Source organism: Psychrobacter urativorans (assembly GCF_904846675.1).
In the GTDB taxonomy this organism is placed as follows: Bacteria; Pseudomonadota; Gammaproteobacteria; order Pseudomonadales; family Moraxellaceae; genus Psychrobacter; species Psychrobacter urativorans_B.
The window spans coordinates 72,341-98,649 of record NZ_CAJHBT010000003.1 but is presented as its reverse complement, the minus strand read 5'-3'; the positions used below and the strand labels follow the sequence as shown (position 1 = coordinate 98,649).

Annotated in this window: 24 protein-coding genes; 9 read left to right on the top strand and 15 right to left on the bottom strand. The window is 42.8% G+C overall.

Annotation, left to right across the window (positions count from 1 at the left end):
• The first annotated feature begins 171 nt into the window (after positions 1-171).
• Positions 172-870, top strand: a complete 699-nt coding sequence (locus JMY06_RS02775) for a sulfite exporter TauE/SafE family protein (protein WP_265087859.1) — start codon at positions 172-174, stop codon at positions 868-870.
• 84 nt (positions 871-954) lie between these two features.
• Here JMY06_RS02775 and JMY06_RS02770 read toward each other — a convergent pair whose 3' ends face one another.
• A complete protein-coding gene (locus tag JMY06_RS02770) occupies positions 955-1,140 on the bottom strand; it encodes a hypothetical protein (RefSeq protein WP_201529785.1) in 186 nt (61 codons plus the stop codon).
• Between the two features lie 334 nt (positions 1,141-1,474).
• Between JMY06_RS02770 and arcC the strand changes: the two genes are divergently transcribed.
• Positions 1,475-2,416: a carbamate kinase gene (gene arcC / locus JMY06_RS02765; protein WP_201616026.1), complete on the top strand. Its 942-nt coding sequence runs from the start codon at positions 1,475-1,477 to the stop codon at positions 2,414-2,416.
• A gap of 4 nt (positions 2,417-2,420) precedes the next feature.
• On the opposite strand, the gene JMY06_RS02760 is transcribed toward arcC, so the two are convergent.
• The 5 genes from JMY06_RS02760 to JMY06_RS02740 all read right to left on the bottom strand — a co-directional run bounded on the left by JMY06_RS02760 (position 2,421) and on the right by JMY06_RS02740 (position 7,928).
• A complete protein-coding gene (locus JMY06_RS02760) occupies positions 2,421-2,900 on the bottom strand; it encodes a DUF1097 domain-containing protein (RefSeq protein ID WP_201616024.1) in 480 nt (159 codons plus the stop codon).
• Between the two features lie 46 nt (positions 2,901-2,946).
• Complete coding sequence (locus tag JMY06_RS02755; RefSeq protein ID WP_201616022.1) at positions 2,947-3,846, bottom strand: DUF2877 domain-containing protein; 900 nt, start codon at positions 3,844-3,846, stop codon at positions 2,947-2,949.
• A gap of 63 nt (positions 3,847-3,909) precedes the next feature.
• A complete protein-coding gene (locus tag JMY06_RS02750; RefSeq protein ID WP_201616020.1) occupies positions 3,910-5,331 on the bottom strand; it encodes a DUF1116 domain-containing protein in 1,422 nt (473 codons plus the stop codon).
• Between the two features lie 19 nt (positions 5,332-5,350).
• Entirely contained in the window at positions 5,351-6,886 is a 1,536-nt protein-coding gene (fdrA, locus tag JMY06_RS02745) for an acyl-CoA synthetase FdrA (protein WP_201616018.1), read from the bottom strand.
• Positions 6,887-7,517: 631 nt separating this feature from the next.
• On the bottom strand, positions 7,518-7,928 hold the full coding sequence (locus JMY06_RS02740; RefSeq protein WP_201529773.1) for a GlcG/HbpS family heme-binding protein: 411 nt from the start codon (positions 7,926-7,928) through the stop codon (positions 7,518-7,520).
• A 317-nt stretch (positions 7,929-8,245) separates the two neighbouring features.
• Here JMY06_RS02740 and JMY06_RS02735 point away from each other — a divergent pair, with 317 nt between their 5' ends.
• From JMY06_RS02735 to JMY06_RS02725, 3 genes are all read left to right on the top strand, one after another.
• Positions 8,246-8,584: a DUF2177 family protein gene (locus JMY06_RS02735; protein WP_265087858.1), complete on the top strand. Its 339-nt coding sequence runs from the start codon at positions 8,246-8,248 to the stop codon at positions 8,582-8,584.
• Positions 8,585-8,718: 134 nt separating this feature from the next.
• Positions 8,719-9,285 carry an acyl-CoA thioesterase gene (locus tag JMY06_RS02730; protein WP_201616017.1) on the top strand — a complete coding sequence of 189 codons (567 nt, stop codon included), beginning with the start codon at positions 8,719-8,721 and terminating at the stop codon, positions 9,283-9,285.
• 295 nt (positions 9,286-9,580) lie between these two features.
• Positions 9,581-10,651: a cation diffusion facilitator family transporter gene (locus JMY06_RS02725; protein ID WP_201616015.1), complete on the top strand. Its 1,071-nt coding sequence runs from the start codon at positions 9,581-9,583 to the stop codon at positions 10,649-10,651.
• Between the two features lie 256 nt (positions 10,652-10,907).
• On the opposite strand, the gene dps is transcribed toward JMY06_RS02725, so the two are convergent.
• Complete coding sequence (gene dps / locus JMY06_RS02720; RefSeq protein ID WP_201529767.1) at positions 10,908-11,390, bottom strand: DNA starvation/stationary phase protection protein Dps; 483 nt, start codon at positions 11,388-11,390, stop codon at positions 10,908-10,910.
• 523 nt (positions 11,391-11,913) lie between these two features.
• Between dps and uvrB the strand changes: the two genes are divergently transcribed.
• From uvrB to JMY06_RS02705, 3 genes are all read left to right on the top strand, one after another.
• Entirely contained in the window at positions 11,914-14,025 is a 2,112-nt protein-coding gene (gene uvrB / locus JMY06_RS02715; protein ID WP_201616013.1) for an excinuclease ABC subunit UvrB, read from the top strand.
• 315 nt (positions 14,026-14,340) lie between these two features.
• Positions 14,341-15,864: an RNA-directed DNA polymerase gene (locus JMY06_RS02710; RefSeq protein WP_201616011.1), complete on the top strand. Its 1,524-nt coding sequence runs from the start codon at positions 14,341-14,343 to the stop codon at positions 15,862-15,864.
• A 350-nt stretch (positions 15,865-16,214) separates the two neighbouring features.
• On the top strand, positions 16,215-16,640 hold the full coding sequence (locus JMY06_RS02705; protein ID WP_227672123.1) for a hypothetical protein: 426 nt from the start codon (positions 16,215-16,217) through the stop codon (positions 16,638-16,640).
• A 201-nt stretch (positions 16,641-16,841) separates the two neighbouring features.
• Here the strand turns inward: JMY06_RS02705 and JMY06_RS02700 are convergent, their stop codons facing one another.
• Entirely contained in the window at positions 16,842-17,228 is a 387-nt protein-coding gene (locus JMY06_RS02700; RefSeq protein WP_201616009.1) for a hypothetical protein, read from the bottom strand.
• Positions 17,229-17,482: 254 nt separating this feature from the next.
• On the bottom strand, positions 17,483-17,998 hold the full coding sequence (locus JMY06_RS02695) for a hypothetical protein (protein WP_201527601.1): 516 nt from the start codon (positions 17,996-17,998) through the stop codon (positions 17,483-17,485).
• A gap of 281 nt (positions 17,999-18,279) precedes the next feature.
• Here JMY06_RS02695 and recJ point away from each other — a divergent pair, with 281 nt between their 5' ends.
• Positions 18,280-20,109 carry a single-stranded-DNA-specific exonuclease RecJ gene (gene recJ, locus JMY06_RS02690; protein WP_201616007.1) on the top strand — a complete coding sequence of 610 codons (1,830 nt, stop codon included), beginning with the start codon at positions 18,280-18,282 and terminating at the stop codon, positions 20,107-20,109.
• 132 nt (positions 20,110-20,241) lie between these two features.
• Here recJ and JMY06_RS02685 read toward each other — a convergent pair whose 3' ends face one another.
• The 6 genes from JMY06_RS02685 to JMY06_RS02660 form a co-directional block, all read right to left on the bottom strand.
• Positions 20,242-21,075: a trimeric intracellular cation channel family protein gene (locus tag JMY06_RS02685; RefSeq protein WP_227672122.1), complete on the bottom strand. Its 834-nt coding sequence runs from the start codon at positions 21,073-21,075 to the stop codon at positions 20,242-20,244.
• Between the two features lie 50 nt (positions 21,076-21,125).
• Entirely contained in the window at positions 21,126-21,761 is a 636-nt protein-coding gene (locus JMY06_RS02680; protein ID WP_201616005.1) for a trimeric intracellular cation channel family protein, read from the bottom strand.
• Positions 21,762-21,886: 125 nt separating this feature from the next.
• Positions 21,887-23,068 (bottom strand): multidrug resistance efflux transporter family protein, encoded by a 1,182-nt coding sequence (locus tag JMY06_RS02675; RefSeq protein ID WP_201616003.1) that lies wholly within the window; start codon positions 23,066-23,068, stop codon positions 21,887-21,889.
• A 101-nt stretch (positions 23,069-23,169) separates the two neighbouring features.
• Complete coding sequence (gene queE / locus JMY06_RS02670) at positions 23,170-23,904, bottom strand: 7-carboxy-7-deazaguanine synthase QueE (protein WP_201616001.1); 735 nt, start codon at positions 23,902-23,904, stop codon at positions 23,170-23,172.
• A 343-nt stretch (positions 23,905-24,247) separates the two neighbouring features.
• Positions 24,248-25,069 (bottom strand): 2,3,4,5-tetrahydropyridine-2,6-dicarboxylate N-succinyltransferase, encoded by an 822-nt coding sequence (gene dapD / locus JMY06_RS02665; protein ID WP_201615999.1) that lies wholly within the window; start codon positions 25,067-25,069, stop codon positions 24,248-24,250.
• A 186-nt stretch (positions 25,070-25,255) separates the two neighbouring features.
• The gene (locus tag JMY06_RS02660) at positions 25,256-26,197 is read right to left on the bottom strand and encodes an alpha/beta fold hydrolase (protein WP_201615997.1); all 942 of its coding nucleotides are present in this window, start codon (positions 26,195-26,197) and stop codon (positions 25,256-25,258) included.
• Between the last annotated feature and the right edge of the window lie 112 nt (positions 26,198-26,309).

Genomic DNA, 26,309 nt, shown 5'->3' with positions numbered 1-26,309 from the left:
TGACACTGAGTATATATAAAATGAATGTCATCCTAATCACCAGTACTGCCTCAGGATTAGGCTTGGTTATATGTACTTACATTAGGTGCGTAAAGCGCTTTGCCGGTGATTTATGATGAGGGGCTTTAATTGATTCTCGATCCTTGGATTTGGCTCGGCGTCTTCATCCTGTTGTCCTACACTGTAGAAGCAATCACTGGCTTTGGCAGCTTAGTGATTGCGCTCTCCCTTGGTGCGTTGATGCTGCCAATAAATCAAATGATGCCGGTAGTGGTACCGCTCAACGTTCTAATGACTGGCTATCTGGTCTGGCATAATCGCCGACATATCTACTGGCCCGTACTACTTAAACTGATTTTGCCGCTAATGTTATTGGGTACACTGGCCGGCTATGGGTTGCGACCTTGGCTTGGTGATTCCTTGCTCAAACTGCTGTTTGGTGCATTGGTGTTCTGGTTTGCCAGCCGTGAGCTCTGGCGTATGTATCGCGGCATACCAGTCGCTCCGCACACTCTGATGTTGAGTCGAGCCCTGACTTTTGGCGCCGGCATTACCCACGGCCTGTTCGCATCAGGCGGCCCACTGCTCGTTTATTCAATGGGCGGCATCAATTTGGACAAAAGCCGCATGCGTGCCACTCTTTTGGTCGTATGGTTTACATTAAACGGTTGTTTGTCAGTGCTATTTCTAATTGATGGGTCATTGGTTCCCAGTTTGCCACGACTTGTCTTTTATCTGCCAGTGTTGGTCATCGGCATTGTATTGGGAGAATACCTGCATCACCGTCTGAATGAGCAGCGTTTCCGGCAATTGGTTTATGGGTTATTGGTGATAACCGGAGCGTTGCTGATGATTAAGGCTGCTATGTGACTATTGATATATACCCAGAAAACCGTAGACCTTAACTTGGTAAACTAAGATCTTACACATTGCTTGCAATGGCTTCAAACACCGCTATTTATCATCTAGTAAACGTGCCTTAGCATCGCTTTGAGCTTTGGCTATCAGTGCATGTACTTTTGCACTTTCAGCAGCAACACATAATTCATACTTAGACTTAGGTTTCTCGTTTAGATCACCTGCAGGATTCTCTTCTGGAAAATCTTCGACATAATCCGACTTTTTACTCATGTCACTCATGTTTTATTCCTTTTAATATTCTTTGAATATCCAAACAGTAACAGACTACCAGTAGCAAATGTACAGTAGCAAATGTATCAAAAGCGCTGATTTAGATAGTTTCAAAACACAAATTATCGTTGCTACGGGTCACTTGATAATCTTACCCGACGAGTAACTCATAAATTCATCTCAACAAGTCGATGATGTGTATATACTCATGTGTATTGATATTTGAAGATAGTTCAATATTAATTGAAATCAACAACTTACTTTTATATTTATTTTGAATTTAGCTCATACCAATAGATATACCTATAAAAATAACTAACAGTAAAAGATAGTGGAGGAAGTAATGGCAAGAATCGTTGTAGCACTAGGTGGAAATGCATTGCAGCGCAAGGGCAATGCGTCAGCTGCTGATCAGAAGGCGGTAGCTCGAGAGACGGCAGCAAAGCTAACGGCAGTGGTTAGTCAGGGGCATCAGCTGGTTATTGTCCACGGTAATGGGCCGCAGGTCGGTAACATACTACTCGGACAGCACGCCATCGACTCTGAAGCCGTGCCAGCGATGCCGCTAGATACTTGCGGTGCGATGAGTCAAGGGGCAATCGGCTATTGGTTACAACAAGCGCTGAATGATGAATTTCAAAGAAACAATCTCAGTAATCAGGCCGTTGCAATCATAACTCAAACGGTTGTTGATGAGAACGATCCAAAATTTCTTAATCCAGATAAGCCAATCGGCCCGTTTTACGAATCTGAATCTGAAGCCATAAATGCTTCTGATGGACAGAATTATATTTTTCGTGAAGATTCTGGTCGTGGTTGGCGGCGAGTCGTTGCTTCACCGTCACCCGTTGAAATAGTGGAAACGAAGGCAATCAAAGTGCTGACTGACGCTGGGGTAACGTTGATTGTTGCAGGAGGTGGAGGAATACCAGTAATCAAGCAGGACGATGGCACTCATCAAGGAATAGAGGCAGTAATTGACAAAGATTTATCGGCGGCATTGATAGCGGAGCTTGTAGGAGCCGATCAATTTATTATATTGACAACCGTATCGGCAGTGATGCTAGGATTCGGTACGTCTGAACAGAAATCCTTAGAGATTGTTAGTAGCGGTGATATCGCGGGCTACATTGCTGAAGGTCAGTTTGAGGCTGGCAGTATGCTGCCGAAGGTTCAAGCGGCTCAGCGCTTCGTAAAACATTCAGGTAATAATGCTGTAATTGGTGAGCTGAGTGAAGTCGAAGCTATTGTGGCGGGTGAAGCCGGAACGACGATTACGCCATAGTTTTTTAGACTATTTTAGGCGCGTATTTTACAAATAGTGCTTTACCAAGCCAGTCGCACGCTAGGCCAAGTACTGCACCGGCTAACAGTGACAATACAAGTAGCGGTACGTTGTTATCAGGCATCGCAAATAAGGAGTAGGTTCCAACGAAGATACCGGGGACATATCCTGTCCACTTAATCTGACCCATCAGGACGATACACATGACGAATATTCCAACCGCGAGTGCATAGGCGGCGTCGCTACCACCAAGTATCTCTGCGCCTTGCAGCATCAACCACGCAAAACCGACGCCGAACATCGTAGTGACGATGGTCATAAAAAACCCTGATAGGTAGCGCATGCCGGTCGCAAAGTAAGCCGTCGTGCTCGCAAATCCTGCCCATGCTACTAGGCCAATTGCACCGGCATAACCGCCCCAGAGTCCACAGAGTATGCCGGTAACGGCTGCAGTACCAAGCGTATAGATTAGTTTACTATTCATATGGTATTCCCCTTGTCACCTATTTACATATGTATTAGTTACTTATTCATATACCAACTTCTTGCAATATTTCCCTGTAGCAACTTTCTGTAGTAAATCCCTGTAGCAATTTCCATGCATCAATCATACCGGTGCAGGTGTCTTGACCTGAGGTGGCACCGTGTGAGAGTACCGTTTGTAAAGCATTCTCAAACGTATCCGCTTGGCTGGTAACAGCAATGAGAAGGTCGCGAAGTGGTTCGCCGTATCGTCGCTCGAGTCCAGCACGTAGGTAGGCTTGGCTGACACTAGTCGTTGTTCCTAGATTGTCTAAGATGGCCTGTTTGATAGCGGCTAAGTTAGCGCTATCAGCTGCTACTGAGTGATTTAGTACTAACAGTAGCCCAACTAAGTAGTCGTCACCAGAGGGGGTAAGCCCAATCCCAAGTCCAATCAACTGCTTGGTTGCATCTGCAATTCCTTCGACTGACGACTGTGTCCAAGCAAGCTTTAACTGCCCGCGACCACGTTCAAGTCTTGCAACTTGAGCGCTGTTAAACACATCGTTTGGCATAGAACCGTAAAAACTACCCTGTATAGCCTGAGCTTTTACGTGTTGCGTAAACTGCCCTAAGTAGTCATGGCTTGGCATAGGCATCTGTCGTTCACCAAGGCTGTTTGTCACAAATCGACATTTATTTGTTGCGATAGTTACAGTGTTAAAAGTAATCGCCGTTGGGGACAATTTAACGGTTTCGCCAACGTGGCCTAAAGTCTGGCCTATCACATGTGACCCTATTAAACCGGCCGGCGCGTTTGGGCTGCCAGCCGGAAAGACAGTCAGCAGCTCACCACTATTAAGTCGCAGATTGAGCGCACGGCGAAAGACACTCTCAACCTTAGCGGTCTTTGGAGTCTGAAGCGCCGTGCGCCAAGTACTGTCGGCTGTGATAGCGATAAGGTGCATGTTGTATAGATAAGCCTGCTAGTTAATTTAAAGTTAGTCAAGTTGCTTATTCACTCAAGCGGCTTAGTTAATTGAGGTCGCTAATTTAACAATCGCCTTCTCAAATACTTCAAACGGTGGATTCACAAGACCGGCGCCAATCATGCCGATACCAGCGTCTTTATGAGCGATAGCGGTATTAATAATAGGTGGCATACCCGTTTCGATGACTTTGATGACATCGATACCCGTTGCAAGACCACGGAAGTTGAGGATTGGAATCGTAATATTTGGGTTAGTACCCGTGGTGATATCCATCATATCTCTCGAGTAGTTAAGCGCATCTTCAACAGTACCGCCAACCAAAGGGATAATTGCTGGTGCTGCCGCCATAGCAAAGCCGCCGATACCAAAGGTCTCAGTGATTGAGCTATCGCCAATATCAAGGCCAGAATCTTCTGGCTTGTAGCCGGCAAACATAGGGCCCATTACTTGCTGGGCAGGTCCGGTGATCCACTGGAATCCTTCCATATGTGACACCCGAATACCAAAATCGGTACCGTTACGGCACATGGTGGTTACGATGGTGCTATTTTCTACACCATGAGCGGCGTCCATAGCGTTTTTGGCTACCGCCATCCAAGTTGGGCCTGAGAAGTAGTCACTTGATTTTACAAATTCGAAAACATCTTTTTTCTGCTCATCAGTAAAATCAGTTTGGATGATGTATGGAGCAAGTTCTTGCATAAGGAGTAGGGAGCCGGCAAAGTTACGGTTGTGATCTTCGTCACCCATGTGGATTGCTTGAGACAGTAACAAGCGAAGGTCAATCTCGCCAGCCAGCTTCATAGCGGCTGAGAGCATTGGGCCATGGACATCGCGCATCCAATTGAGGCGGTCGATAACCGATTGATCATTAGCGCCCATGCGTAGAATTTTCGCCAGTTGCTCAGATAGGTTGGTATAAGAGACGTTGCCGTAGGTTTTGTTTTTGACTACATGCATGTACATGGAGGCTGAAGTCACACCGGCCATGGAACCGACGCAGTCGTGCTCATGACAGGGTGAGAATTGAACCCCACCTGAGGCGGCCACTTCTTCAGCTTCTTCAATAGTTTCGACTAGGCCTTCAAAGACGATTGCACCGGTAACGGCACCGCGCATAGCGCCGCACATAGCGTCCCATTTAATGGGTGGCCCTGCATGTAATATAGTGGTTTTGGTCATGCCAGGCACCACATCAATAGCTTGCTCGTAACCCGTAAGTATTTGGTGTGACTTAGTAATCTTCTCAAACACTTCTTGGTTAGCGGCTTTTATCTTAGCGGCTATTTCTGGCTGCTGAAGTTTCTTTAGCGCGTCGCGCACTTCTTGAGAGTACTCGCGGGGCGGTGTCCAATTAACCTGCTGAGCGTGCGCGCCCTGCTTCTCAATGTCGCTTGCAAATGAGCTGAGGCCGACGTTTACGACGGTCATGTCCTTCGCTTTTTTACCAAATAATGACATATCCTTCTCCCTCGATTTATTATTTATGTAACATTTTTAACGCTACGCTACCCATATCAACAACTGAATCGATAACATGAACACCTAAGCTTTTTAACTGGTCAATTTGATTTTTCTTACCTTGTGGATCTCTGTTTGTGCCGAGTACGTAAGCGACAATCTGTAGCGAGCGGCTGTCTTTTTTAGCGTCCGCATAGGCTTGCTTGATTGACTCAGCAGCAGCTCCGACTGGGTCTTCGTTTGAGCCGTAACCCAGTACGAAGTCGAGCAGTAAGATGGCTGTTTCAGGATCTTGGGCTTCTTTGATTAGTCGAGCATTACGATCGGTTGGGTCAATCATTGGATGTGGCCGGCCACTGGTAAATTCATCGGAGCCCATATCAATCAGTGCGTTGTCGTGGCTAGTGGCACCAATTGGTAATTGATCTTTAGCGTTCTTCGCAACATTGCTGACAATATTACCAGCAACGTTATTGGAGGCATTCTTCAAGACATAAAACACTTCATCACAGATAGTTCCGCCGCAGAATACACCACGAATAAACTTCTGGTTCGCAGCGAACGACGAGTTAATTCCTTCATAGTCGAAGTCATAGTTTTTTGTGTCAGTATTGACAGATAGGCCAGCTGATTGGACAGCTTTTTTCGCAGCTTCTAAAGTATTATTGGTAAAGTGCAGGTTGGCATTACTTTCGGCTGACTCATCACCGATAAAGCAGACCACTACCGGCTTATCGATGCCTTTAGCTACTTCAAGCACTTTGTTCGCGACTGCTTCTGCGGGTGGTTTTGAGATCAGCACGATGACTTTAGTTTGATCATCCTGAGCCAGCATATTCAGTCCGTCAATCATCATGATGCCGCCAATGTCTTCCGACAAATCGCGACCACCGACACCGATCAGTTGGCTGATACCGCCGCCTAAAGCGTCAACTTGTACACTGAATTCCTGAGCTCCGGTACCAGAAGCGGCAACCACACCGACTGAGCCTTCATTAACAGCATTGGCAAAACATAAGCCGACGTTATTGATAATAGCTGTACCGCAGTCTGGCCCCATAACCAACAGCCCCTTTTCGTGAGCAAATTGTTTGAGTGATAATTCATCTTCGACGGTAACGTTGTCACTAAATATCATGACGTTTTTATCTTTTTCAAGCGCCTTGCAAGCCTCACTGGCAGCGTATTCACCAGGAACCGAAATGACGACCAGACTGGAATCACTATCTTCGACGGCCTTATCAAGCGATCGGTAGGAGTTTTTCTGGTCTTGATCGGTAACCGAAGCCGTCCGTAGCTCGTCGATCTTCGCCAATGTTTCAGCGCAAATTTCTTCAGTTTCGCATTCTACGGCGTAAATCATGTCACCAATTGAGGCCGCTTCGACTTCAGAGCTCATCAAGCCGACGTCGCTGATAACGGCTTTGTTCATCGCTGTGCCCATGCCGATCATGGCCTTCTGAACACCCGGGAGCTTATTGACCTTTGTGGAGAGTGCCATTAGCGTCATTGAGTCGGCATAGACTCCTGATAATATTTTTGTTTGTACAGGCATCGTTATATACCCCTTCCTTGTTGTGGTTATACTATCAGTATAGCCCAAGTGATTTAGGAGTGTATAGGGTTTTGAGTGTTAGAGATGTACTTGCTAATCTAGCTCAGATGAGTATTTAGAAGTGCTATTGATTGGTTTCATCGATAGTAGTGGGTTCTTTTTAATGGGTCTAGTCTGTTGAGCGTTACTAGTATTATTCAGGAGTGGGCGGAAGAGGAGAACAGCAAATATTTTTTAATAAACCAGCCAAGACTTCTCACCAGTAAGCCGCAAAAAATTGTAGAATTAGTGACTGTAAGGGGAGCTGAGTGCAGTGCTTACTACAGGTAACAAATTAGATAGTTAAGCAGAGTATGTTATTGCTATCGACCTCTGTAAGGTGAAAGCCTTTTTAAAGGCATAGCCACAGGATATAATAAATTGGAGGTTCATTTTGAAAGTATGCTGCTTTGTGGGTTCAACCCAAGGAAATTTACACCTTATTACTTTGAATCTACACGTTCCTACCTGGATATAGGACACTATAACAACGCCAGAGTAGTCATCGAGAACTGCTATATTACAGTCCACGCACCGCATTCAGATCATCTTTATATTAGAAACAATCTCAATATTGAAGGTTTAACAGGCTCTAATCTAAAGCTTTCAAGCCCGCTTTAGCAATTCGCACATCCTGACTACCGTGCGCGCCGCCCACTCCGATACCGCCAACAACAATGCCATCAATATAAATAGGAACACCACCATCTAAAATAAGTATGTTTTCATCCAAGTATCGAAGATCGGCAGGAATCGACCCATCCTCGATACCTTTAGCAATGACCGCGGTTTCTCTTTTTTGTGAATTAGCGGTATACGCTTTTTTATAACTGGCACGAATGGTATGGACACCTGCTCGGTGCCCCCTCAAAACGGCTAAAGTTTGTCCAGAGGCATCAACCACCGTTACTGACACCATCAATTGATCTTTTTTAGCTTCTAAGGCGGCGGCATTCACCATGTTCTGTGCCATCTCGCCTGTTAATACAGGAATTGTTTCCATGTGCGCTCCATAATTAGATATGTTTTGTTTAATTTGATCGTTTTATAATGTGCTGTCACAAACCGTGATTGATAGCATTGACGTTACAGTAGTCAAAAAAGTAGCCGAGTCTGCTTGAATCAACTATATTTATTTAATAAAAACTATTGCTATAAAGTTATATTATATTGGGAATAAAATATTGCTTATGCTCAAAATATTACTACAACCATAAAGCATACCATTATAAAAAATATTGTCATAGGCTATGTATTTATCTATCTTGCAGCCGTTGTTATATTTTAGGCCTTGATTCGGTCTGGCTTGACGAAACGACGATGAAAAGCGTTTTTTTTGAGAAGTGTATTGGTCATCTGCTTGCCGATGAGCCAAATATGATAGCAGCCGGTGTGTTTTATATGTTCTACCTGTCCGCGATGTGCATACTGGTTTTATATCCACAGATTAAAGCAGGTTCTTCGGATGGTTATATCTTTTTCTTAGGTGGACTAATCAAGCTAATAGCTTACAGAACTTACGACTTTACTAACTTAGCATTGTATAAAGGCTTTACGCTAGATACTGCCTTAGTAGATTTTGTATGGGGTGGGTTTTTGACCAGTTCGGTTAGTGCTATCGTGGCATGGTTGGCTTATCGCTTCCATTGGTTAAGCTAAAATTTATCTGTTTAATCGAAGGTAAATGTAGGAATAATCAGGCTTTCCTTTAAGAAGAACTATCAAAGAGCCCTTAATGTGCGCTACACTCAAAGCCGTTATATTAATGGACTCATACAATAGTAAGGACTGCCATGCCTCAATACAACACTACTTCAACCGCCAAAAAAGCCCCTTTAAATCACGAATTATACATGTCGGTACTAATGACCCCCGATATGGCAAACTTCATTGGTAACGTCCATGGTGGCGATCTACTAAAGATGCTCGACCAAGTTGCTTATGCTTGCGCCAGTCGTTATAGCGGTAGTTATGTCGTTACCTTATCGGTCGATCAAGTGATGTTCCGCGAGCCTATTTATGTTGGTGAGCTGGTCACTTTTGCTGCCAGTGTCAACTATGTCGGCAGAACGTCTATGGAAATCGGCATCCGCGTTGAAGCAGAAGATGTGCGTGCACGTACGATTCGCCATACCAATAGCTGCTATTTCACTATGATTGCCATTGATGATAATGGCAAGCCAACACCTGTTCCACCGCTCAAACTTAACACACCGATGCGCCAGTGCCGCTTTGATGCCGCTATCGAGCGTAAACGTCAGCATATGGAATCTTCAAGTCGTCCCAGTTGTGACATTGCCGACATGGTCGGCGAGCTGGCAAATAACCACGACCACAACACCAAAAAAACAGATCGTTAACCATCTGTAATACTTAAAAGCCAAACAACGACTCATTAAAAGTTACTGATAGGTTAAGTGGTATCGATTAACTTAAACGGCTTAAAGTATTAACAAATAGCTATTAACTAGTAAGCGTTGATGAATAACCGTTAATAAGCAGTATATATAGTGGAAGCATAATAAGACGGTATTAATAAATTAAGAGTAGGCTGTATCTAGTTGATCAAAATCGCGACGCTTAGTTAGATTGCCACAGTACCATTACCATAATGTTTGCACTCTACTGTAAAACCATCATTTTACTGAGTCCAGTATGAGCTTAAAACCATCTGTCGCTAATCCGCAACTTCATCTTACTACCAAGCCCAAAGCATCTACGTCTCGCGGTCGCGGGGCGGGTGAATTAAACTCTAAAAATGATGATAATACTGGCGCTGATGATGATAAAAAATCCAGTTCACTGACCACAGTAATAATCGCAGTTGGGGCCAACCTTCTTATTGCTGTCGCTAAATCTGTCGCTGCTTTTATGACTGGTTCAGCCTCTATGATTGCAGAAGCTGCACATTCATGGGCAGATAGCGGCAACGGTATTTTTTTACTTATTGCAGAAAAAAAGTCGGTCAAACCTGCGGATAAAAGCCACCCATTAGGCTATGGCAAAGAGTCGTATGTCTGGTCGATGATTGCCGCTTTTGGCGTATTTATGGCCGGCTCTATCGTCTCTATCTATACCGGTATTACAGAATGGAATGCCGCTGAGACTGAGACCAGTTACACCATCGGCTTTATTGTGTTAGCGGTGGCATTTGTGCTCGAAGGATTCTCATTATTACAAGCCTATCGTCAGAGTAAGCAGCATGGCGAAGCACTTAATATGAGCGCGATAGATTATGTGGTTGATACCTCCAACCCAACCTTGCGCGGGGTGTTCTTTGAGGATTCATCTGCCGTGTTAGGTCTAGTCATTGCTGCTATTGCGATGGGTATGCATGCTTATACCGGTCAGCCATTTTGGGATGCGCTGGGTTCTATCATTGTGGGCATATTACTAGGGGCGGTCGCGATATTTTTAATCAGTCGCAACCGTGACTTTTTGGTTGGACATAGAGTATCCGATAGAATGCATTGCTATATCTTAGGTGAGCTGCTGGATCATCCAGATATTGATAGCGTATCGTATCTGCATTTAGAGTGGGTAGGGCCTAAGAAAATATTTATGGTTGCAGCGGTAGACTTCATAGGTAATCAACAAGAAGAAAACGTCGCACAAAAGCTTGAAACTGTAGAAAATAAATTCCGTGCTAATCCAATGTTTCAGGAAGCGATTCTGACGTTATCGGTGCCTAATGCTGATATTTTATGCTTACCTGAAAATGCATAGTCCGATCAATAGCCAGTCCTCAAACCGTCTGCATCGTATAAAAACGCGAGCATCGTATGATTGATAATATCCAAGATAATTTGTACCACTTAATACGGAGGCGAGTAATTATGCGCGACAAGCAGGCGAGTAGGTTCGATTTTATTTATTTTCACCCAGTAAAAAATTTAATGCATAAAAAAAGGTCACCATAATTGGTGACCTTTTTTCTTTTACTGCTTTTAATGTTCTAACTTTATACTAGATTAAAAGAGTCTTATTTTTTTGGCGCATTGGCACCGATAAACCAAGCATCTTTATCAATAGTACGGCTAACTTCAGTCAATAAATCAGCGGTATCTTCATCACCAGCGTCACCAGCGGTATCGATCGCTTCACGCAATGATGCTGCAATTGTCTTATAGCGATTGGTAAGCTCACGAACGTGCTGATCCACTTCAGTTATATCAGTAGGATAAGTCTTTAAGATAGAGTCCTCAACGACACGCTTAGAGATACCATTAGCCTTGCCGCCAAGGATAACGATGCGTTCAGCGACAGTGTCAAAAGCCTCAGTCAGGCGGTCATAGGTATCGTCAAGTAATTGATGCACACCGATAAATCCAGTGCCTTGTAGATTCCAATGACACTGTTTGCTATCCATACTCAAATCGATTAAGTTGGCTAGGTTAGAGTTTAGTAGGTCTACCATTTTCTTAGCGGTGTCGTCGTTTATACCACTTGCGTAACGTTCTCTCATATTTTGCTCCATTATTTAATTATTAATTAAAGGTTGCTTTAAACTTTTATTTTAAAAATATTGTTTTAAATAAACTATTGTAAGACAATCAGGAACCTTTCTTTTTATCAAGTTTCTTAATGCGAAGCTGTGATAAGTTGATAGGCTAAGTAATTGCTTATACTGCTAATCAATTCAGTATTAATAATAGCAGCTTGTGCCCATGATTGAACCCCTGTGCGTTAGGCTTTGTTAAGTGGTCGTGTAACGACTTTGTTAAACGTGAAAATCTTTGTAAGTGTCGACCGATTGTGACGCCATTTTTGCTCAAATTTTATTCAGTCAGCAGAGTATTAAAGATATAATTAGTTAAGGTTTTCATGGTTGTTACTTGGAATGAATAGGAGTAAAACAGTCCGTTTAATAGGTTCTTTTATACACTGTAATTTAACAGCTGATCTTAACGATAAATACCCAAGGCTTACTTTAAAAACAGGGGTTTAGCCCCCACATTGGTATAAACCTTAAGAAGAAGAAAGCCATTATGCGTATGCCCGAACCGCGCTCTTCGCGTCAGTTAAATCAATTGGCCACTCAGCTCCAAGGCGAAGCTGAAATTAGTGGTGTTAATGCGTCAGGAACGCAAATATCAAGCCGCGCCTTTGAGATGGTGACTGAGTTTGAACCGGCAGGCGATCAGCCACAGGCGATTGAGAAGTTGGTAGAAGGTATCAATGCGGGAATGGATGAGCAGCTATTGCTGGGAGTGACTGGCTCTGGTAAGACTTACACCATGGCAAAAGTCATCAGTGCCTGTCAGAAGCCAACCATTATTATGGCGCATAATAAAACCCTAGCGGCGCAGCTGTATGGCGAATTTAAAGCGTTCTTTCCGAACAACGCGGTCGAGTATTTCGTCAGCTATTATGACTATTATCAGCCCGAAGCTTATGTCGCCGCTAGTGATACTTTTATTGAAAAAGACAGTGCCATTAATGATCATATTGACCAAATGCGCCTGTCTGCCACCCGTGCCTTACTAGAGCGCCGTGATGCGATTATTATCGCCTCGGTATCGTGCATTTATGGTTTGGGTGATCCAGAAAGTTATCTAAAAATGCTACTACATATCGTGGTTGGAGATAAGGTTGATCGCACGGCAATCATTAAGCGCTTGGTTGAAATGCAATATATGCGCAATGAGTTGGACTTTGGCCGTGGTACTTATCGCTTGCGCGGGGAGATATTAGATATCTATCCGGCAGAGTCGGAGCAGCTCGCCGTGCGCGTGCATCTATTCGATGATGAAGTAGAAAAAATAACTTGGTTTGACCCGTTAACCGGTAAAACCGTACGTAGTGTGCCGCGTATTACTATTTATCCAAAGTCGCATTATGTGACCCCGCGCAATAAGCTAGAGGCGGCAACCCATACTATCCGTGATGAGCTTGAGCCTCGTTTAGAATATTTCCGTGATAATAATAAACTGGTTGAGGCGCAGCGTCTAAAAGAGCGTACTCAGTATGACCTTGAGATGATTCAGCAGCTTGGCTACTGTAACGGTATTGAGAACTACTCACAGCATTTATCCGGTCGTCCCTCAGGGGAAGCGCCGCCGACGCTGTTTGATTATATTCCAGAGGATGCCTTGCTGTTCCTTGATGAATCACACGTGACAGTTTCGCAAATTGGTGCAATGTATAAAGGTGATAGATCGCGTAAAGAGAACTTGGTCAATTATGGTTTCCGTTTGCCCAGCGCGATGAATAACCGTCCGATGAAGTTTGAAGAATGGGAGCGTATTAAGCCCACGACTATTTATGTCAGTGCCACCCCTGCATTGTATGAGCTGGAGCATAGTGAACAAGTGGTCGAGCAAGTGGTGCGTCCAACCGGACTGATTGACCCCGAGATTGAAATTCGTCCAGTACTGACACAAGTCGATGATGTGCTATCGGAGATTGGAAAACGCCGTGAAAAAGATGAGCGGGTATTAATCACTACTTTGACCAAGCGTATGTCGGAGGATTTGACCAGTTATCTCAAAGAATACGATGTCAAAGTCGCTTATCTACATTCTGATATTGATACCCTTGAGCGCATGCAGATTATCCATGAGCTGCGTACGGGCGTGCATGATGTGCTGGTCGGCATTAACTTGCTACGTGAAGGCCTTGATATGCCCGAAGTCTCATTGGTGGCGATATTTGATGCGGATAAAGAGGGCTTCTTGCGCTCTGAGCGTGCGCTGATTCAGACCATTGGTCGGGCTGCGCGTCATATTAATGGTAAGGCGATTCTTTATGCCGATCGTATTACCAACAGTATGCAAAAAGCGATAGATGAGACGGACCGTCGCCGCGAAAAGCAAGTGGCCTTTAACCTTGAGCATAACATCACGCCAAGGGGCGCACGCCGTAGTATCACTGATAAAATCGATACCGGTGAAGACCTTGATGCCAATGACAACCAAGCCATTCCAGTCAAAAGTAATCTGCCTGATGTCGATATCAGCATCTTACGCAGTCCGGATTTGTTAGCCAAAGAAATCAATCGTCTTGAGAAGCTGATGAAGCAGATGTCACGTGACTTGAAGTTTGAGGATGCGGCGAAAACTCGCGATAAGGTGTTGGAATTAAAGGCGCATTTGATTTAGAAGTATAGAGTAGAGTGTAAGAATTGTAGGGCGGGTTAACAGGTGCGTAACCCGCTTTTTTTTAACTCAGACAAATGCTATAAGTTTTTCTAAGATACAAATTTTCTTATAATCAAATGTAGTAAGTGTTCACTTAACCTTCACTAGAAACCAAAAATACTATTATGTCTAAGGTTATTCTGGTTAGAGAGTTTCATTAAAACTAAACTCTTTATGTTGTTTTACTGCTTTAAGTAGGTTATATACTAAATCGCTTCAAATAAATAAACTATGCTATGATTATTTTTTGAAAAATTACCATTTTGGAGAAGAATAATGAGTCTTTTATCTGATGATTCTTTAGAGTTTGCGAAAAAACATATTGAGAGGTATTACGATTCAGATTTTTTCCCTAAATCTCAAGAATACAGTGCATTATGGCACTCATGGGATAGTGTCAAAAAAGAGCTTTCTTCAACTAATATCAGCAAGATATTTGTAGCTAGCCCAACCACATCTACTTCTATGAAACCTAAGGGTGGATTTAGAATCGTCCAACAGCTTGATCCATTAAGCACTTTAGTTTATACAGCTCTAGCATACACTGTAGCTGATGCCGTAGAAAGTAAGCGACCTTCAAGGGAGTTAAATATAGCTTGTTCATATAGAATTGACCTTAAAGACGGTAGCTTTTTTGCTGAGGGAAATGGATTTAGTAATTATGTTGAAAATTCAGAATTTTTGGCTTCAACGCATGAATATGTCCTTTCTACGGATATAACTGATTTTTATAATCAAATATATCTTCACAGATTGAATAATGCCATAGAGTTTTCAGATTCATCGTTAAGTAATATAGCTAATGATGTGGAAAACTTTCTTTCGAAGTTAAATGGTAAAACTTCTCAAGGTGTTCCTGTAGGGCCAGCTGCCAGTGTTGTAATGGCAGAGGCTATACTAATAGATATAGATGAATTCATAATCAACAAAGGCCTAAAACATACTAGATATGTAGACGATTATAGAATATTTTCAGACAATAAAGATGAACTAGTTTCTGTGCTTGAAGACTTAACTTTATATCTATATAAAAATCATCGCTTAACTATAGCTACTGATAAAACAGAAATTACTGACTGTTCTACTTATATTGAAGAGATATTGCATAATCATTATGAATTAGAAAAAACTGAAATTTTTAAAAAGCTTGAGGTTTATAATCCATATTCAAATGAGATTGAAGAGCTTGAAGAATGTATAACTGATGATGTAGAGCGGTTCGGCGAGCAAATGAACTTGATATCTCAAAAGATTCTAGAAAGAAAGTATTTAGATTTAGGAATAGCTAGATACTTCTTAAGGAAATCGAAAAACTATAGTATTAGTGAGTCTGCAGAATTAATATTTAGTAATTTTGAGTTTTTCCTACCAGTAGTAAATGATGTATTTTTATATTTGGATAAAGTTAGTAATGAAGATTTTGTTGAGAGGTGGAAAGATTCAATAATTCAATTATCTGAGTCTAGTTTTATTGATAGAGATTTATTCAAAATTTGGTTTGAATGGTATATTTCTAGAAACGTACATCTACTTAATATTAGTCTTTTGAGAAAGTTTATTTTTGAGAAATCCAGTATCAATAGTCAGTCTCAAGCTGCTATATTACTTAAAAATATATCGTGGATTAGAAGTAAAAAAGAAGATTTATATGAGGTCAACAACAAAGATAGGCTGGCAATACTGAGGGCTGCTCAAATTTTAGCAAAAGACGAGAGAGACCATTGGCTAAAACTCACAGAGCAGACTGCTCCGTTACCACTAGATAGATGGGTTGCTAAATGGGTGCGAGAAACAACATAGATTAAGTAAATATGTGACGTATTAACCTACTACATCATACGTAAAACTAACTGGCATAGCTATTACTCAGTAGAAACTATGCTTACTATGATATGTTGCAACTCGTAGGTGATGTCATTGCTACGTCATCTATATTTATACGACGTTCTACATTATCCAATTCAACGATAGCCACTACTAGAAATATCGACCTCAGCACCGTTTTCTTTCCAATATCAAACGTAGTTTTACACTTTGCCACTTAAAAAAGTTAGTCAGTTTTTGTAGTATAGGTCAACAAATCATAATTTATGTGACAATCGTTTTGGATGTCTCAGATTTATAAAATTTAACATTTTAGGAATGTAACTATGTTTGATATTAAAGCGTTATTAAAACGTGGTGTGGAAAAAGAACTACTTGATGTAGATGACTATATTTTCATGCCTGAGAGTATAGAGATGGTGATTGAAGAGGGTGAGCTAAAGTGTGTACTAAATAGTGATGGTCGAGTCAATATTTTTTATACTAAGCAAGGTGTGACTGACGTAAGAGCAGCGGCTCGTAAGCATCCTTTTACGACTTTTGAAAAAGAGCTGAATCACGGCGTTTATGATGATGTTATCGATGATTTGGTCAAAGACGTTAACAAAACCCTCGATGGTACCTCTAAATACTTTCGCAATATGGTCTTACCTGCAACAGCCCCTTTACCTTTAAAGCCAAAGCCAGATACAACACCATCAACATCAACATCAACATCAACATCAAGACCACTTCCCACAAACAAAATCTAAAATTTTTCGTTTTAAAAGTTTTATCTCATATCAGTAAAAAGGCTGGGTTTCATTGTGAATTTAGCCTTTTTATTTATAACAAAGATAAGTTTTTAGTGTTTCGTACCTTCAATTTTCTATAGTTAAAAATCTGAAAATACCAAAGCCAGCTAAGCTACCTTAGCTGGCTTTATTTTTATGTGCTCGTTACGTGGCTACTTATTATTGCGTAAAGCTCGCATAACAACTCTGTAGAGATTTAGCGACGACTCTAGTTACTAGCTTTGCTCTATATTCTGTATCTATGGCTGCATTACCCAATTCAACGATGGTGACTTGTTGTGGTGCTTGCTCACTCACGCAACCACAAACCTTACTTTGTATGGCCTCTTTCTGTTCGTCATTCATGACAACACTAGCAACGCGCCAAGCAGGTTGTTTTTCTATTTGACTGCGGCATTGGTTGTCAATGGCGGCTTTTAATACATTCATACCGATATCGGTCGCAGTACCGACAGTATTTCCCACATTGTTGTTTGCGCCTGTGGTCGCGCATCCAGTCAGGGCAAGTGTGGCCAGCATAGCGGTTGAAATTAAGAGTTTTTTCATGATTTGATCCTGTAATGTTTTTTAGTATCGCCTGAAAGGTGCATTTATAAATGGCTTTTGTCAGAGGCTTATTAAAGTAGATTTTTAAATTAATAACCATTGCCAATTTGATGTATTGGCAATGACCTGCGATTATTACACACTTTTAGAGTCTTGACTTACACCATCGTTAAGCTTATTCAAAAACTAAAAAAACCAGCCAAGTTATCCTTAGCTGGTTTTTATTTTGTGTAAGAATGTTTTAGATATCAACCTTAAACATTCTTACCATGTTGCTTTTGCTGAATGTCTTTTGCTAAGTTGTAGCAGTCATCGATATGATCAAAGGCAATTTTTTTGAAAATCATATAGCCCATCGTTGCGGCGACCAGTTGTCCACCAAGCGGGATGAACTTAGTGACTTGCTTGGCAGCGATACGACCACCAAAACCTTGAACCGTTTTTTTGACGATACCGCGTGTTGCCATGAGGCCAGCGAAATCGACAGTACGATCTTTTAAGGCGCTCCAATGAATGGCTCGTGACTCTAAGTCAACTGCGGGTTCGCGACCTTCAAGCAGGCCAAAACGTTCACTGATATCAGGTAGCAGATGAGTTAACATGCCAGCATCTACTGCCACATCGAAGAAAGGCACAGGGACGATGGCGACGCCGGCTGAGTATTTAGCACGCTTTTTAACGATTGCTCTACATTTTTTTTTGACTTTATCGAGATTTAAATTAGGGTCAATGGTGTTTGGAAGTTTTTCGGCTGATGGGGTAGTGTGCATAATAGTATCCTTATAAAAATATCAGTATTGGGTAAATAGTAAATTTGACAAGTAGTTATCATTCTATGGATTTATCACCGGCATTCAATCATAGCTTTGTATCGAAGTGAGAAAAACTACTGTAACTATGCACAGTTTTTGTAAACAGAAGCTAGGGTAGAAGATTGAATCAGCCTAATAATATGATGCTAAGGTAGCATGGTATTAGTAGCTCTATATAATGAACCGCGCTGCTATAAATTAACATTGTGGCTGTCTGTTAAAGCCAGTAGAATACCAGCATGCTAAATTTAACCCCCCGATATACCGGTACTCGCATTGACGAGTTGCCCGCCGCGCTGCAACCACTTGCTGCCCAATCTTTCACGCTCGCCCGTTTATATGCGGGGCGCGGAATCACTGAACCTAATGAGCTTGAGACTGGTCTATCTGATCTACTGCCAGCTGAGATGCTGCACGGCGTCACTGAAGCCGTGCGTCTATTAAACGTGGCTATCGATGAGGGTCAGCGTATCCTTATCGTTGGCGACTTTGACTGCGATGGCGCGACCAGTACCGCGCTGATGATGCGAGCCTTGAGCGTTATGGGCGCAACCGTTGATTTTTTAGTGCCTGACCGCTTTAAGTACGGTTATGGCCTGACGCCTGAGATTGTCGAGTTAGGCATTGAGACTTATAAGCCGCAAATGATTGTCACGGTGGATAATGGCATCTCCAGCCATGAAGGTGTGGCACGTGCGCAGGCCGATGGTATTACGGTGATTATTACTGATCATCATTTAACGACTAAACCGGTTCCACCTGCTGAGGCAGTAGTTAATCCCAATCAACTCAAATGTGATTTTAGTAGTAAGGCATTAGTTGGGGTAGGCGTGGCCTTTTATGTTCTTGGTCGCTTGGCTAAATTACGCCGCGAGGCTGGCAAGTCTACGGTGCAAGTCAGTCAATATTTAGATTTAGTGGCGCTGGGTACGATTGCGGATGTGGGCATACTTGATAAGAATAATCGTATCCTTGTACATCATGGATTGGCAGCGATTCGCCAAGGTCGCTGCTGTATGGGTATCTTGGCTTTACTTGAGCAAGCAGGGCGTGATCCGAAGCAATTGCATGCGCAGGACTTTGGTTTTGTATTAGGGCCACGGATCAATGCGGCTGGGCGTATGGACAATATGCGTATCGGTATTGAGTGCTTATTGACCGAAGATTGGCCTACTGCACAACGTTTGGCGCAAGAGCTTGAGCAACTTAATCGTACACGCCGGCAAGTCGAAGGCGAGATGCGTAACCAAGCCGATAGTATTGTGGAAGCTTTGAACGCTGATAATGAGTCAAATAGCAGCAGTGACTGTAATGGCGATGATGATAATGACATTATTATTCATAAAGAATCTGAAAAAAAGCCAGCTGATGCTAATAATGATAGTCGCAGTATTGTTCTTTATCAAGACAACTGGCATCAAGGCGTCATCGGTATTGTCGCTGGTCGCCTAAAGGAAAGCCATTATCGTCCTAGCATCGTCTTTGCTCCTGCGAATGTCGAGCATACTGGCGCGGAAGATATGATTAAAGGCTCCGCACGTTCGATTGCAGGCGTGCATATTCGCGATGCGATTGAGCAAGTTGCTGAGCAGCATCCTGATTTAATCAGCCATTTTGGTGGTCATGCGATGGCCGCAGGCTTGACTATTAAACGTAGTAATTTTGATGGATTCGTTAATGCTTTTGATGAGGTAATGGATGAGCTTGATGACAGTGTGTTTGCTGAGCAGAAATACACCGATGGTGCTCTACAAGCAGAAGACTTTAGCTTATGGTTTGCCGATAATTTAGCAGATGCCAGTATTTGGGGGCACGGTTTCGCACCGCCAATATTCGACGGGGTGTTTGAAGTATTGAGTTTTAAGGTGCTAAAAGACAAGCATTTAAAACTATCGCTACGTTATCCAGACGTTCAATATCCGATTGAGGCGATTTATTTTAACTTTGATAGCAGTGAGTGGGATTATCGTGCCGAAAAGGTGCACTTGTTATTTGAGCTAGATATCAACGAGTGGAATGGTAAAAAAAGCTTGCAGCTTATGGTCAAGGATTTGGCAGTTATTATTTAATTGTGAAGGCGTTGGTTTTAAAAGTGTTAGTTTTAAAAGTATTAATAACCAGCATTAATAACAAGCTTTGATATAAAAAGGGCGTCAATCATTAAGGTTAACGCCTTTTTTTGCTGCTTATTTTTTACCTTTCTAAAGTGGCTGTTTTTTCATCAGCCCAACATCTGGAAAATGCCAATCATAGCGCACCGCCAGCATACGAATCACAAAAATCGTAATCATCGTACACGACTCTTTTATCCAAGGAGTAATGCCCATACCCTCCATCGCAAAATACAGCACCCCGCCAATAATCGCTGCGGTAACATAAATTTCGCGCTGTAATACCAATGGAATCTCGTTACATAGCATGTCACGAATAACCGTACCAAACAAAATATTCAATACCCCCAGCAGGATACAGATGGGGATATTTGCGCCCATTTCTTGCGCCACTTGGATACCAATTAAGGTAAAAATCGCCAGCGCCAAGCCATCAAATAGCTTTAATAAGCCACCCACATGGCGCGCTTTTGGGTTACAAAACATCTGAAACCCAACGGAGGTGATAGTAATAATCAGCAGATAATTCATATTCACCATCCAAAACAGCGGATAGCGATCAAGAATAATATCACGCGCCGTAGGGCCGCTAATGGCGGCAATCATCGCCACCAAAATACAACCAAACACATCAAAGTTTTTATATTTAGCCAAAATCGTTCCTGAGACGCTACAGGCAAAAATGCCAAACATCTCTAGCCAAAACATAAAGGAGGTTGGCTCAAATCGCGTTACAAACTCAGGAGTGAGGGCAAGCGGATTCTGGGCTATCGAATCAATAGCCTGGTTAACAGCCGCAGGAGCAGCAGAGGATGCTGTTACACTTAAAGTAGGAGCGAACAATATATCAAAAGATTTGCCAAATAAAGTAATACAGCAGGCATTAAGCCACGCATAGGCATTGACGCTAATTATACTGATCATAACGGTTCACATAAAAAATTCACGCAAGCGGCTAAGAGGTTAGCCACCTGTTAGCCGACTAGGCGAATGGAGGGAAGATGCCAATCAAAGCGCAGTGCCAACATCCGCACCGCAAAGATGACGCCAAGCATAATAAATTCATTTAGTCGTGCAGGCATACCCCAATGCTCAAGCAGCAGATACGTCACTGAGCCTGCGACACTAGCGGTAATATAAATCTCACGTCGGAGCAATAGCGGTATTTCATTACAGATTATATCGCGCAGTAAGCCACCGATAATAGCCGTCCATACGCCCATCATAATGGCAATTACTGGCAACATATCTTGACCAAGCGCCACGTTAAAACCGATAACGCTAAAGGCTGCTAGCCCAATCGCATCAAACAGCTTTAGCGCGTTATCAATTTTATCGTAGAGATGAACGAATATTTGTAAAACAAGGGAGGTGACGGTAATAACAATCAAATAATTGAGGTCAGTCATCCAAAATAGGGGATGCCGATCTAAGGCCATATCACGTAGTGTCCCGCCGCCAATCGCATTAACCATCGCTACTAGAATACAGCCAGCCACATCAAAGCTTTTATGCTGCGCCAGCAAAGTACCAGCGATAGCACAGGCCATAATCCCAATCATGTCTAGGATATAGAGTAAAACATCAGGGAAAATAAAATCATTAAACATGCTTATCACCCTGACTGAGTGTTATTTAAAGGGCACTTAGATACTATTTAAAGACTAATTAGTAACGTGGCTGCTTGTTAACTATTGAAGATCTGCCTGATAACTTACTAATGGTTAAAGCGCTTTTAGCCGTCTTTAGCAAACAGGACTAGTCCTAGCATAATGAGTCCAATACCAACTAAGCCCATCGTTGATGGCAAAGCATTACCCAGTAATAATATCCCGCCAATCAAGGCAAATATCACTTCACTGGCCTGCGTTGAGTCAACACCAGCGACTTCGCTTGAAGTCTCAGCGCGTTCACGAGCATATAAAAAGATGCTGGTCGCGCCAACTCCTGCCAATAAAGCCACGAGTAAGGTATTAAATATTTGCGAGGTAGCAGGAGCTTCAGGACGCACTATAATGCCTAAAATTAGCCAAAATGGCAAACTACCAAGTGTCATTAGCCATACTTTATTAAAGGCATTTTGCAGCAGCTTAGTCTCGATTGCGGGGATACGCGCAATGAGGTTTTGCAGCATAGATTTGGGTGGCGTTTTAGCAGCGTTTGTTGTGGCTATATTAGTAGCATTATTATTGGTATCGATAGATAAAGTAGGCGCTTCGGTAGTGAGCGGTTGGGTACTGTTTTTAATAGCGCTGTTCTGAATAGAACTATTTTGATTGAGCTTACTTTGACTAGCACTGTTTTCACGTGCTTTACGCAGGGCTGCTGTATGCTTGCGCGAATTATAGGAAACTTGCCAAACCAACTGATTGCCAATCGGGTAGCTAAAGGCGGCGACCAGAGCGGGCAGTGCCCCATAAAGTATCATCTCTGCCATCGGTGTGGAAGCTGCTACATCGACTACTGCGGAGGCACGTAGACCTTCACTGACGTTCACCAGCACCACACCCAAAAATACTAATAGCGCATAAATGATGAATTTTTTATCAAAGCGCTGCCCAAAGGCGAGAAGTACTAATAAGCTAGTAACTACCGTAAACATGAACGTGGCGGCGACCACCCAGCCAGCAACGTGGTCACCAGCATAGCAAATACCGGTATAAAAAACCCCAAAGCCAATACTACCGGTAATACACCAAAAGCCCCAGTGATCACGAAAAATAGTCGCTAATTCTTTAACGCGCCCAAAACCGTGTTGCATGGTGATAATCATGGTAATCATCAGCCACATAAAAATATAACGCAGGCTTGCTGACCAAAACCAATGGCCGCCAGCAGAGCTCATAAATTCGTTTAAGATAAAGGTTGAGCTGAATAGCGCGCCCGCTAATAAGCCCAATAAAATTAGTCTGACCATGGTTGCATCCTTGCACTTTCTAGCTTTGACGACGACTCTCTTTAGTTATACATACTTAACCATTCAGAAGCAGGCTATTCAGAATCTACTGCTTGCTGTGTTTATTTACCTTTGGCATCTGCCCAGATAATTTTGTGCAGTTGCAACTGAAAACGCACGGGTAGGGCGTCGGCTAACATCCATTCAGCCAATTCGCGCGCTAATAACGGCACATCAGGGCTGCAACTATCTAAACTGGCATCCTCTGCTACATTAAACATGGGAGAAAACCACACGGTTCCAACTAATTTATCTAGTTTATATTCAAGCAGTTTGGCTTTCGCCCAGTCGTAATCGGCGCGATTCATAATCACAAATTTAAGTTGATCATGCTGAGTGAGGTAATCAAGATTTGACCATAAGTTTTTAGCCGACTCTCCTGAGCTTGGGGTTTTCAAATCCATCACTTTGCTAACGGCTGGCGGGACGTTTTGTACCGATAGCGCCCCTGCGGTCTCAAGCGATATCTCATAGTCGTCCGCAAGCAGACGTTTGATGAGCTCAATCGCATTTGGCTGCGCTAACGGCTCACCGCCAGTAATACAAACGCGTTTGCAAGGATAGCTACCAATCGTAGCCATGATAGTTTCTAGCGACTGACGCTCGCCACCACTAAAGGCGTATTCAGTATCGCAATACACACAGCGTAGCGGACAGCCAGTTAGGCGGACAAATATCGTTGGCAAGCCTGAGGTCAGCGCTTCCCCTTGTAAAGAATAGAAAATCTCAGTCATGCGTAGACCCGCTTCAGGGTCAGTGACGGGGATGGCGGAGGTGCGTAGCGATAGCTCACTCATAACAATTTCAAATAAGATAAGGTGTTGATAGCGTGATTAAACGTTTTACAAAAGCAGAGGTATTAAGAATAATGCCAAATTGAAAAGCGGTTAAAACACGGTTATCAGACAAGATAAAAATAAGGCACACGATAGCTGGCAAGCCGGAAAACTTGGCGCAGGATAGGTGCAAGATAGGGTAGTCATTAGTTTAGATAGTCGTTAGTTGCGGTATTAGATAAGATATTGGTCTATTACGATAGATTATATCTTAAGCGACTATATTAAGCTGTAAAAAAGACGCTGAAGTTTACCTTCAGCATCTTAATTTTAATGAATACAGTTATTAAGGTAATAGCAATACTTAGTCTAAACGTAGTAACTCATTAACCGCCGTTTTAGCACGAGTTTGCGCATCAACTTTTTTCACGATAATCGCAGCGTATAAGCTATGCGTGCCATCTTCAGAAGGGAGCGAACCTGGAACCACTACTGAACCCGCTGGTACACGGCCACGATGAATCTCTCCTGTTTCGCGGTCATAAATGCGCGTTGATTGACCGATATAGACACCCATAGAGATGACTGCGCCTTTTTCAACGATAACACCTTCAACGATTTCAGAGCGCGCACCGATGAAGCAGTTGTCTTCGATAATAGTGGGATGGGCTTGTAATGGCTCCAATACGCCGCCGATACCGACACCGCCTGATAAATGCACATTTTTACCGATTTGGGCGCATGATCCTACGGTTGCCCAGGTATCTACCATCGCACCTTGATCTACATAAGCACCGATATTGACATAAGACGGCATTAGAACGGCGCCCGGTGCTATATATGAGCCTTTACGGGCGATAGCAGGTGGCACAACGCGTACGCCCGCTTCTTTAAATTGCGCTTCGGTCCAATCAGCAAACTTAGTCGGTACTTTGTCATAAAACTGCACGTGTTCGCCAGCTGGCATGACGTAGTTATCATTGAGACGGAACGATAGTAATACCGCTTTTTTCGCCCATTGGTTGACAACCCATTCGCCATCTTTCTTTTCAGCCACACGTAAGCTACCGTTATCAAGTTGCTCAAGTACTTGTTCAATGGCGTCGCGTACGTCTTGTGGCATGGTGCTTGGGCTATATTCGTTACGATTCTCAAAGGCTTGTTCGATGGTCTGTTGTAATGACATAAGAAATCCTAAAGATGATTCATAGTGAGAAAGAAGTGAGATGAAATACTTCTTATCTATATTAAATACGCGAGTTATATAGTTGTTAATTAGACTAAAATACTTAAGCTAAAAATGTCGCCTGCCGTATTGTCGCTAATTTAGCTACTTTTAGCAAACCACGCTCCTTATTAAGCATTGAACCTATTAAACGCTCAACGTTTTTATCCAGTTTAAAATATCGTAATAAACTACGCTAGGATGCTGCTCATGTAAGATCTCATGGCGCATGTTGGGATATAAGCGTGCATCGACCTTGCTGAATTTTTGCTTATGTAAGTTACTAATAATATCGCGAACACCGCGTCCCATATTACCAATGGGGTCATTCTCACCGCTGACAAATAGCATTGGGAATTTTTTAGTAATAGTCGATGCCCAACCTTTATGTAGGCCTGCTTGCATAAGAGTAAATAAAGTCATAAAGCCATTATTGGTAAAGGTAAAGCCGGTTAGTGGATCCGCTTCATAAGCTTTAATATTAGCAGTATCTTCACTCAACCATGCAAATTCAGATGACGAGATACGGTTATCGAGCTGGGCATTTAGTACTTTATTCATCGTATCGGCAAATACGGTATTAGGCTTTTTAGGAGCGGCCTTTGCCAATATTCTATTGATAGGTAGCACCATTTTAACCAATGGATTAGCGTCTGCCGTACCCATCAGAATAGCCCCGGTAAATTCTTGGGCATGATGCTTAAGTACTGTGCGTACAATAAATGAGCCCATCGAATGACCCATGATAAAGTGTGGTGCCTTAGGATGGCGCGCCTCTAAGGCATCTGCCATGATAATGACATCCTTTAATAATGACTGTACCGGATGCTCATCACCGAAAAATCCCAACTCATCAGGCGCTTTAATAGTCTGTCCGTGCCCGAGTTGATCATAAGTCGCCACTGCAATACCATGATCCGCTAAAAACTGCGCAAAATCAGCGTAACGTCCGCTATGCTCTGCCATACCATGCACAATCAGCAAGGTTGCTTTAACCTCTCCGCCTTTTGGGGTATCAGCTGGCTCAAAAAATGTATGGTGCAAATAATGAGTATGATCGGAGGAGGTGATGGGGCTGGCACTACTCATATTATGAATCCTTTTTTTTCATTATGGGTTGTATGGTTCAGTATCAGTTATTATAAGGTGTGCATAAAAGTTCTGTCTGTAGCATTTTGCATAAGACTTTGTTTGAGCGTAA

Excerpts from the sequence above, each read along its gene's own strand:
- uvrB (WP_201616013.1), top strand. The coding sequence starts at position 11,914 with ATGCGTATGCCCGAACCGCGCTCTTCGCGTCAGTTAAATCAATTGGCC.
- JMY06_RS02750 (WP_201616020.1), bottom strand. The coding sequence starts at position 5,331 with ATGTCATTATTTGGTAAAAAAGCGAAGGACATGACCGTCGTAAACGTC.
- JMY06_RS02730 (WP_201616017.1), top strand. The coding sequence starts at position 8,719 with ATGCCTCAATACAACACTACTTCAACCGCCAAAAAAGCCCCTTTAAAT.
- dps (WP_201529767.1), bottom strand. The coding sequence starts at position 11,390 with ATGAGAGAACGTTACGCAAGTGGTATAAACGACGACACCGCTAAGAAA.
- JMY06_RS02695 (WP_201527601.1), bottom strand. The coding sequence starts at position 17,998 with ATGCACACTACCCCATCAGCCGAAAAACTTCCAAACACCATTGACCCT.
- recJ (WP_201616007.1), top strand. The coding sequence starts at position 18,280 with ATGCTAAATTTAACCCCCCGATATACCGGTACTCGCATTGACGAGTTG.
- JMY06_RS02710 (WP_201616011.1), top strand. The coding sequence starts at position 14,341 with ATGAGTCTTTTATCTGATGATTCTTTAGAGTTTGCGAAAAAACATATT.
- JMY06_RS02700 (WP_201616009.1), bottom strand. The coding sequence starts at position 17,228 with ATGAAAAAACTCTTAATTTCAACCGCTATGCTGGCCACACTTGCCCTG.
- JMY06_RS02740 (WP_201529773.1), bottom strand. The coding sequence starts at position 7,928 with ATGGAAACAATTCCTGTATTAACAGGCGAGATGGCACAGAACATGGTG.
- JMY06_RS02735 (WP_265087858.1), top strand. The coding sequence starts at position 8,246 with ATGAAAAGCGTTTTTTTTGAGAAGTGTATTGGTCATCTGCTTGCCGAT.
- queE (WP_201616001.1), bottom strand. The coding sequence starts at position 23,904 with ATGAGTGAGCTATCGCTACGCACCTCCGCCATCCCCGTCACTGACCCT.
- dapD (WP_201615999.1), bottom strand. The coding sequence starts at position 25,069 with ATGTCATTACAACAGACCATCGAACAAGCCTTTGAGAATCGTAACGAA.
- JMY06_RS02770 (WP_201529785.1), bottom strand. The coding sequence starts at position 1,140 with ATGAGTGACATGAGTAAAAAGTCGGATTATGTCGAAGATTTTCCAGAA.
- JMY06_RS02760 (WP_201616024.1), bottom strand. The coding sequence starts at position 2,900 with ATGAATAGTAAACTAATCTATACGCTTGGTACTGCAGCCGTTACCGGC.
- arcC (WP_201616026.1), top strand. The coding sequence starts at position 1,475 with ATGGCAAGAATCGTTGTAGCACTAGGTGGAAATGCATTGCAGCGCAAG.
- JMY06_RS02725 (WP_201616015.1), top strand. The coding sequence starts at position 9,581 with ATGAGCTTAAAACCATCTGTCGCTAATCCGCAACTTCATCTTACTACC.
- JMY06_RS02705 (WP_227672123.1), top strand. The coding sequence starts at position 16,215 with ATGTTTGATATTAAAGCGTTATTAAAACGTGGTGTGGAAAAAGAACTA.
- JMY06_RS02680 (WP_201616005.1), bottom strand. The coding sequence starts at position 21,761 with ATGTTTAATGATTTTATTTTCCCTGATGTTTTACTCTATATCCTAGAC.
- JMY06_RS02660 (WP_201615997.1), bottom strand. The coding sequence starts at position 26,197 with ATGAGTAGTGCCAGCCCCATCACCTCCTCCGATCATACTCATTATTTG.
- JMY06_RS02675 (WP_201616003.1), bottom strand. The coding sequence starts at position 23,068 with ATGGTCAGACTAATTTTATTGGGCTTATTAGCGGGCGCGCTATTCAGC.
- fdrA (WP_201616018.1), bottom strand. The coding sequence starts at position 6,886 with ATGCCTGTACAAACAAAAATATTATCAGGAGTCTATGCCGACTCAATG.
- JMY06_RS02685 (WP_227672122.1), bottom strand. The coding sequence starts at position 21,075 with ATGATCAGTATAATTAGCGTCAATGCCTATGCGTGGCTTAATGCCTGC.
- JMY06_RS02755 (WP_201616022.1), bottom strand. The coding sequence starts at position 3,846 with ATGCACCTTATCGCTATCACAGCCGACAGTACTTGGCGCACGGCGCTT.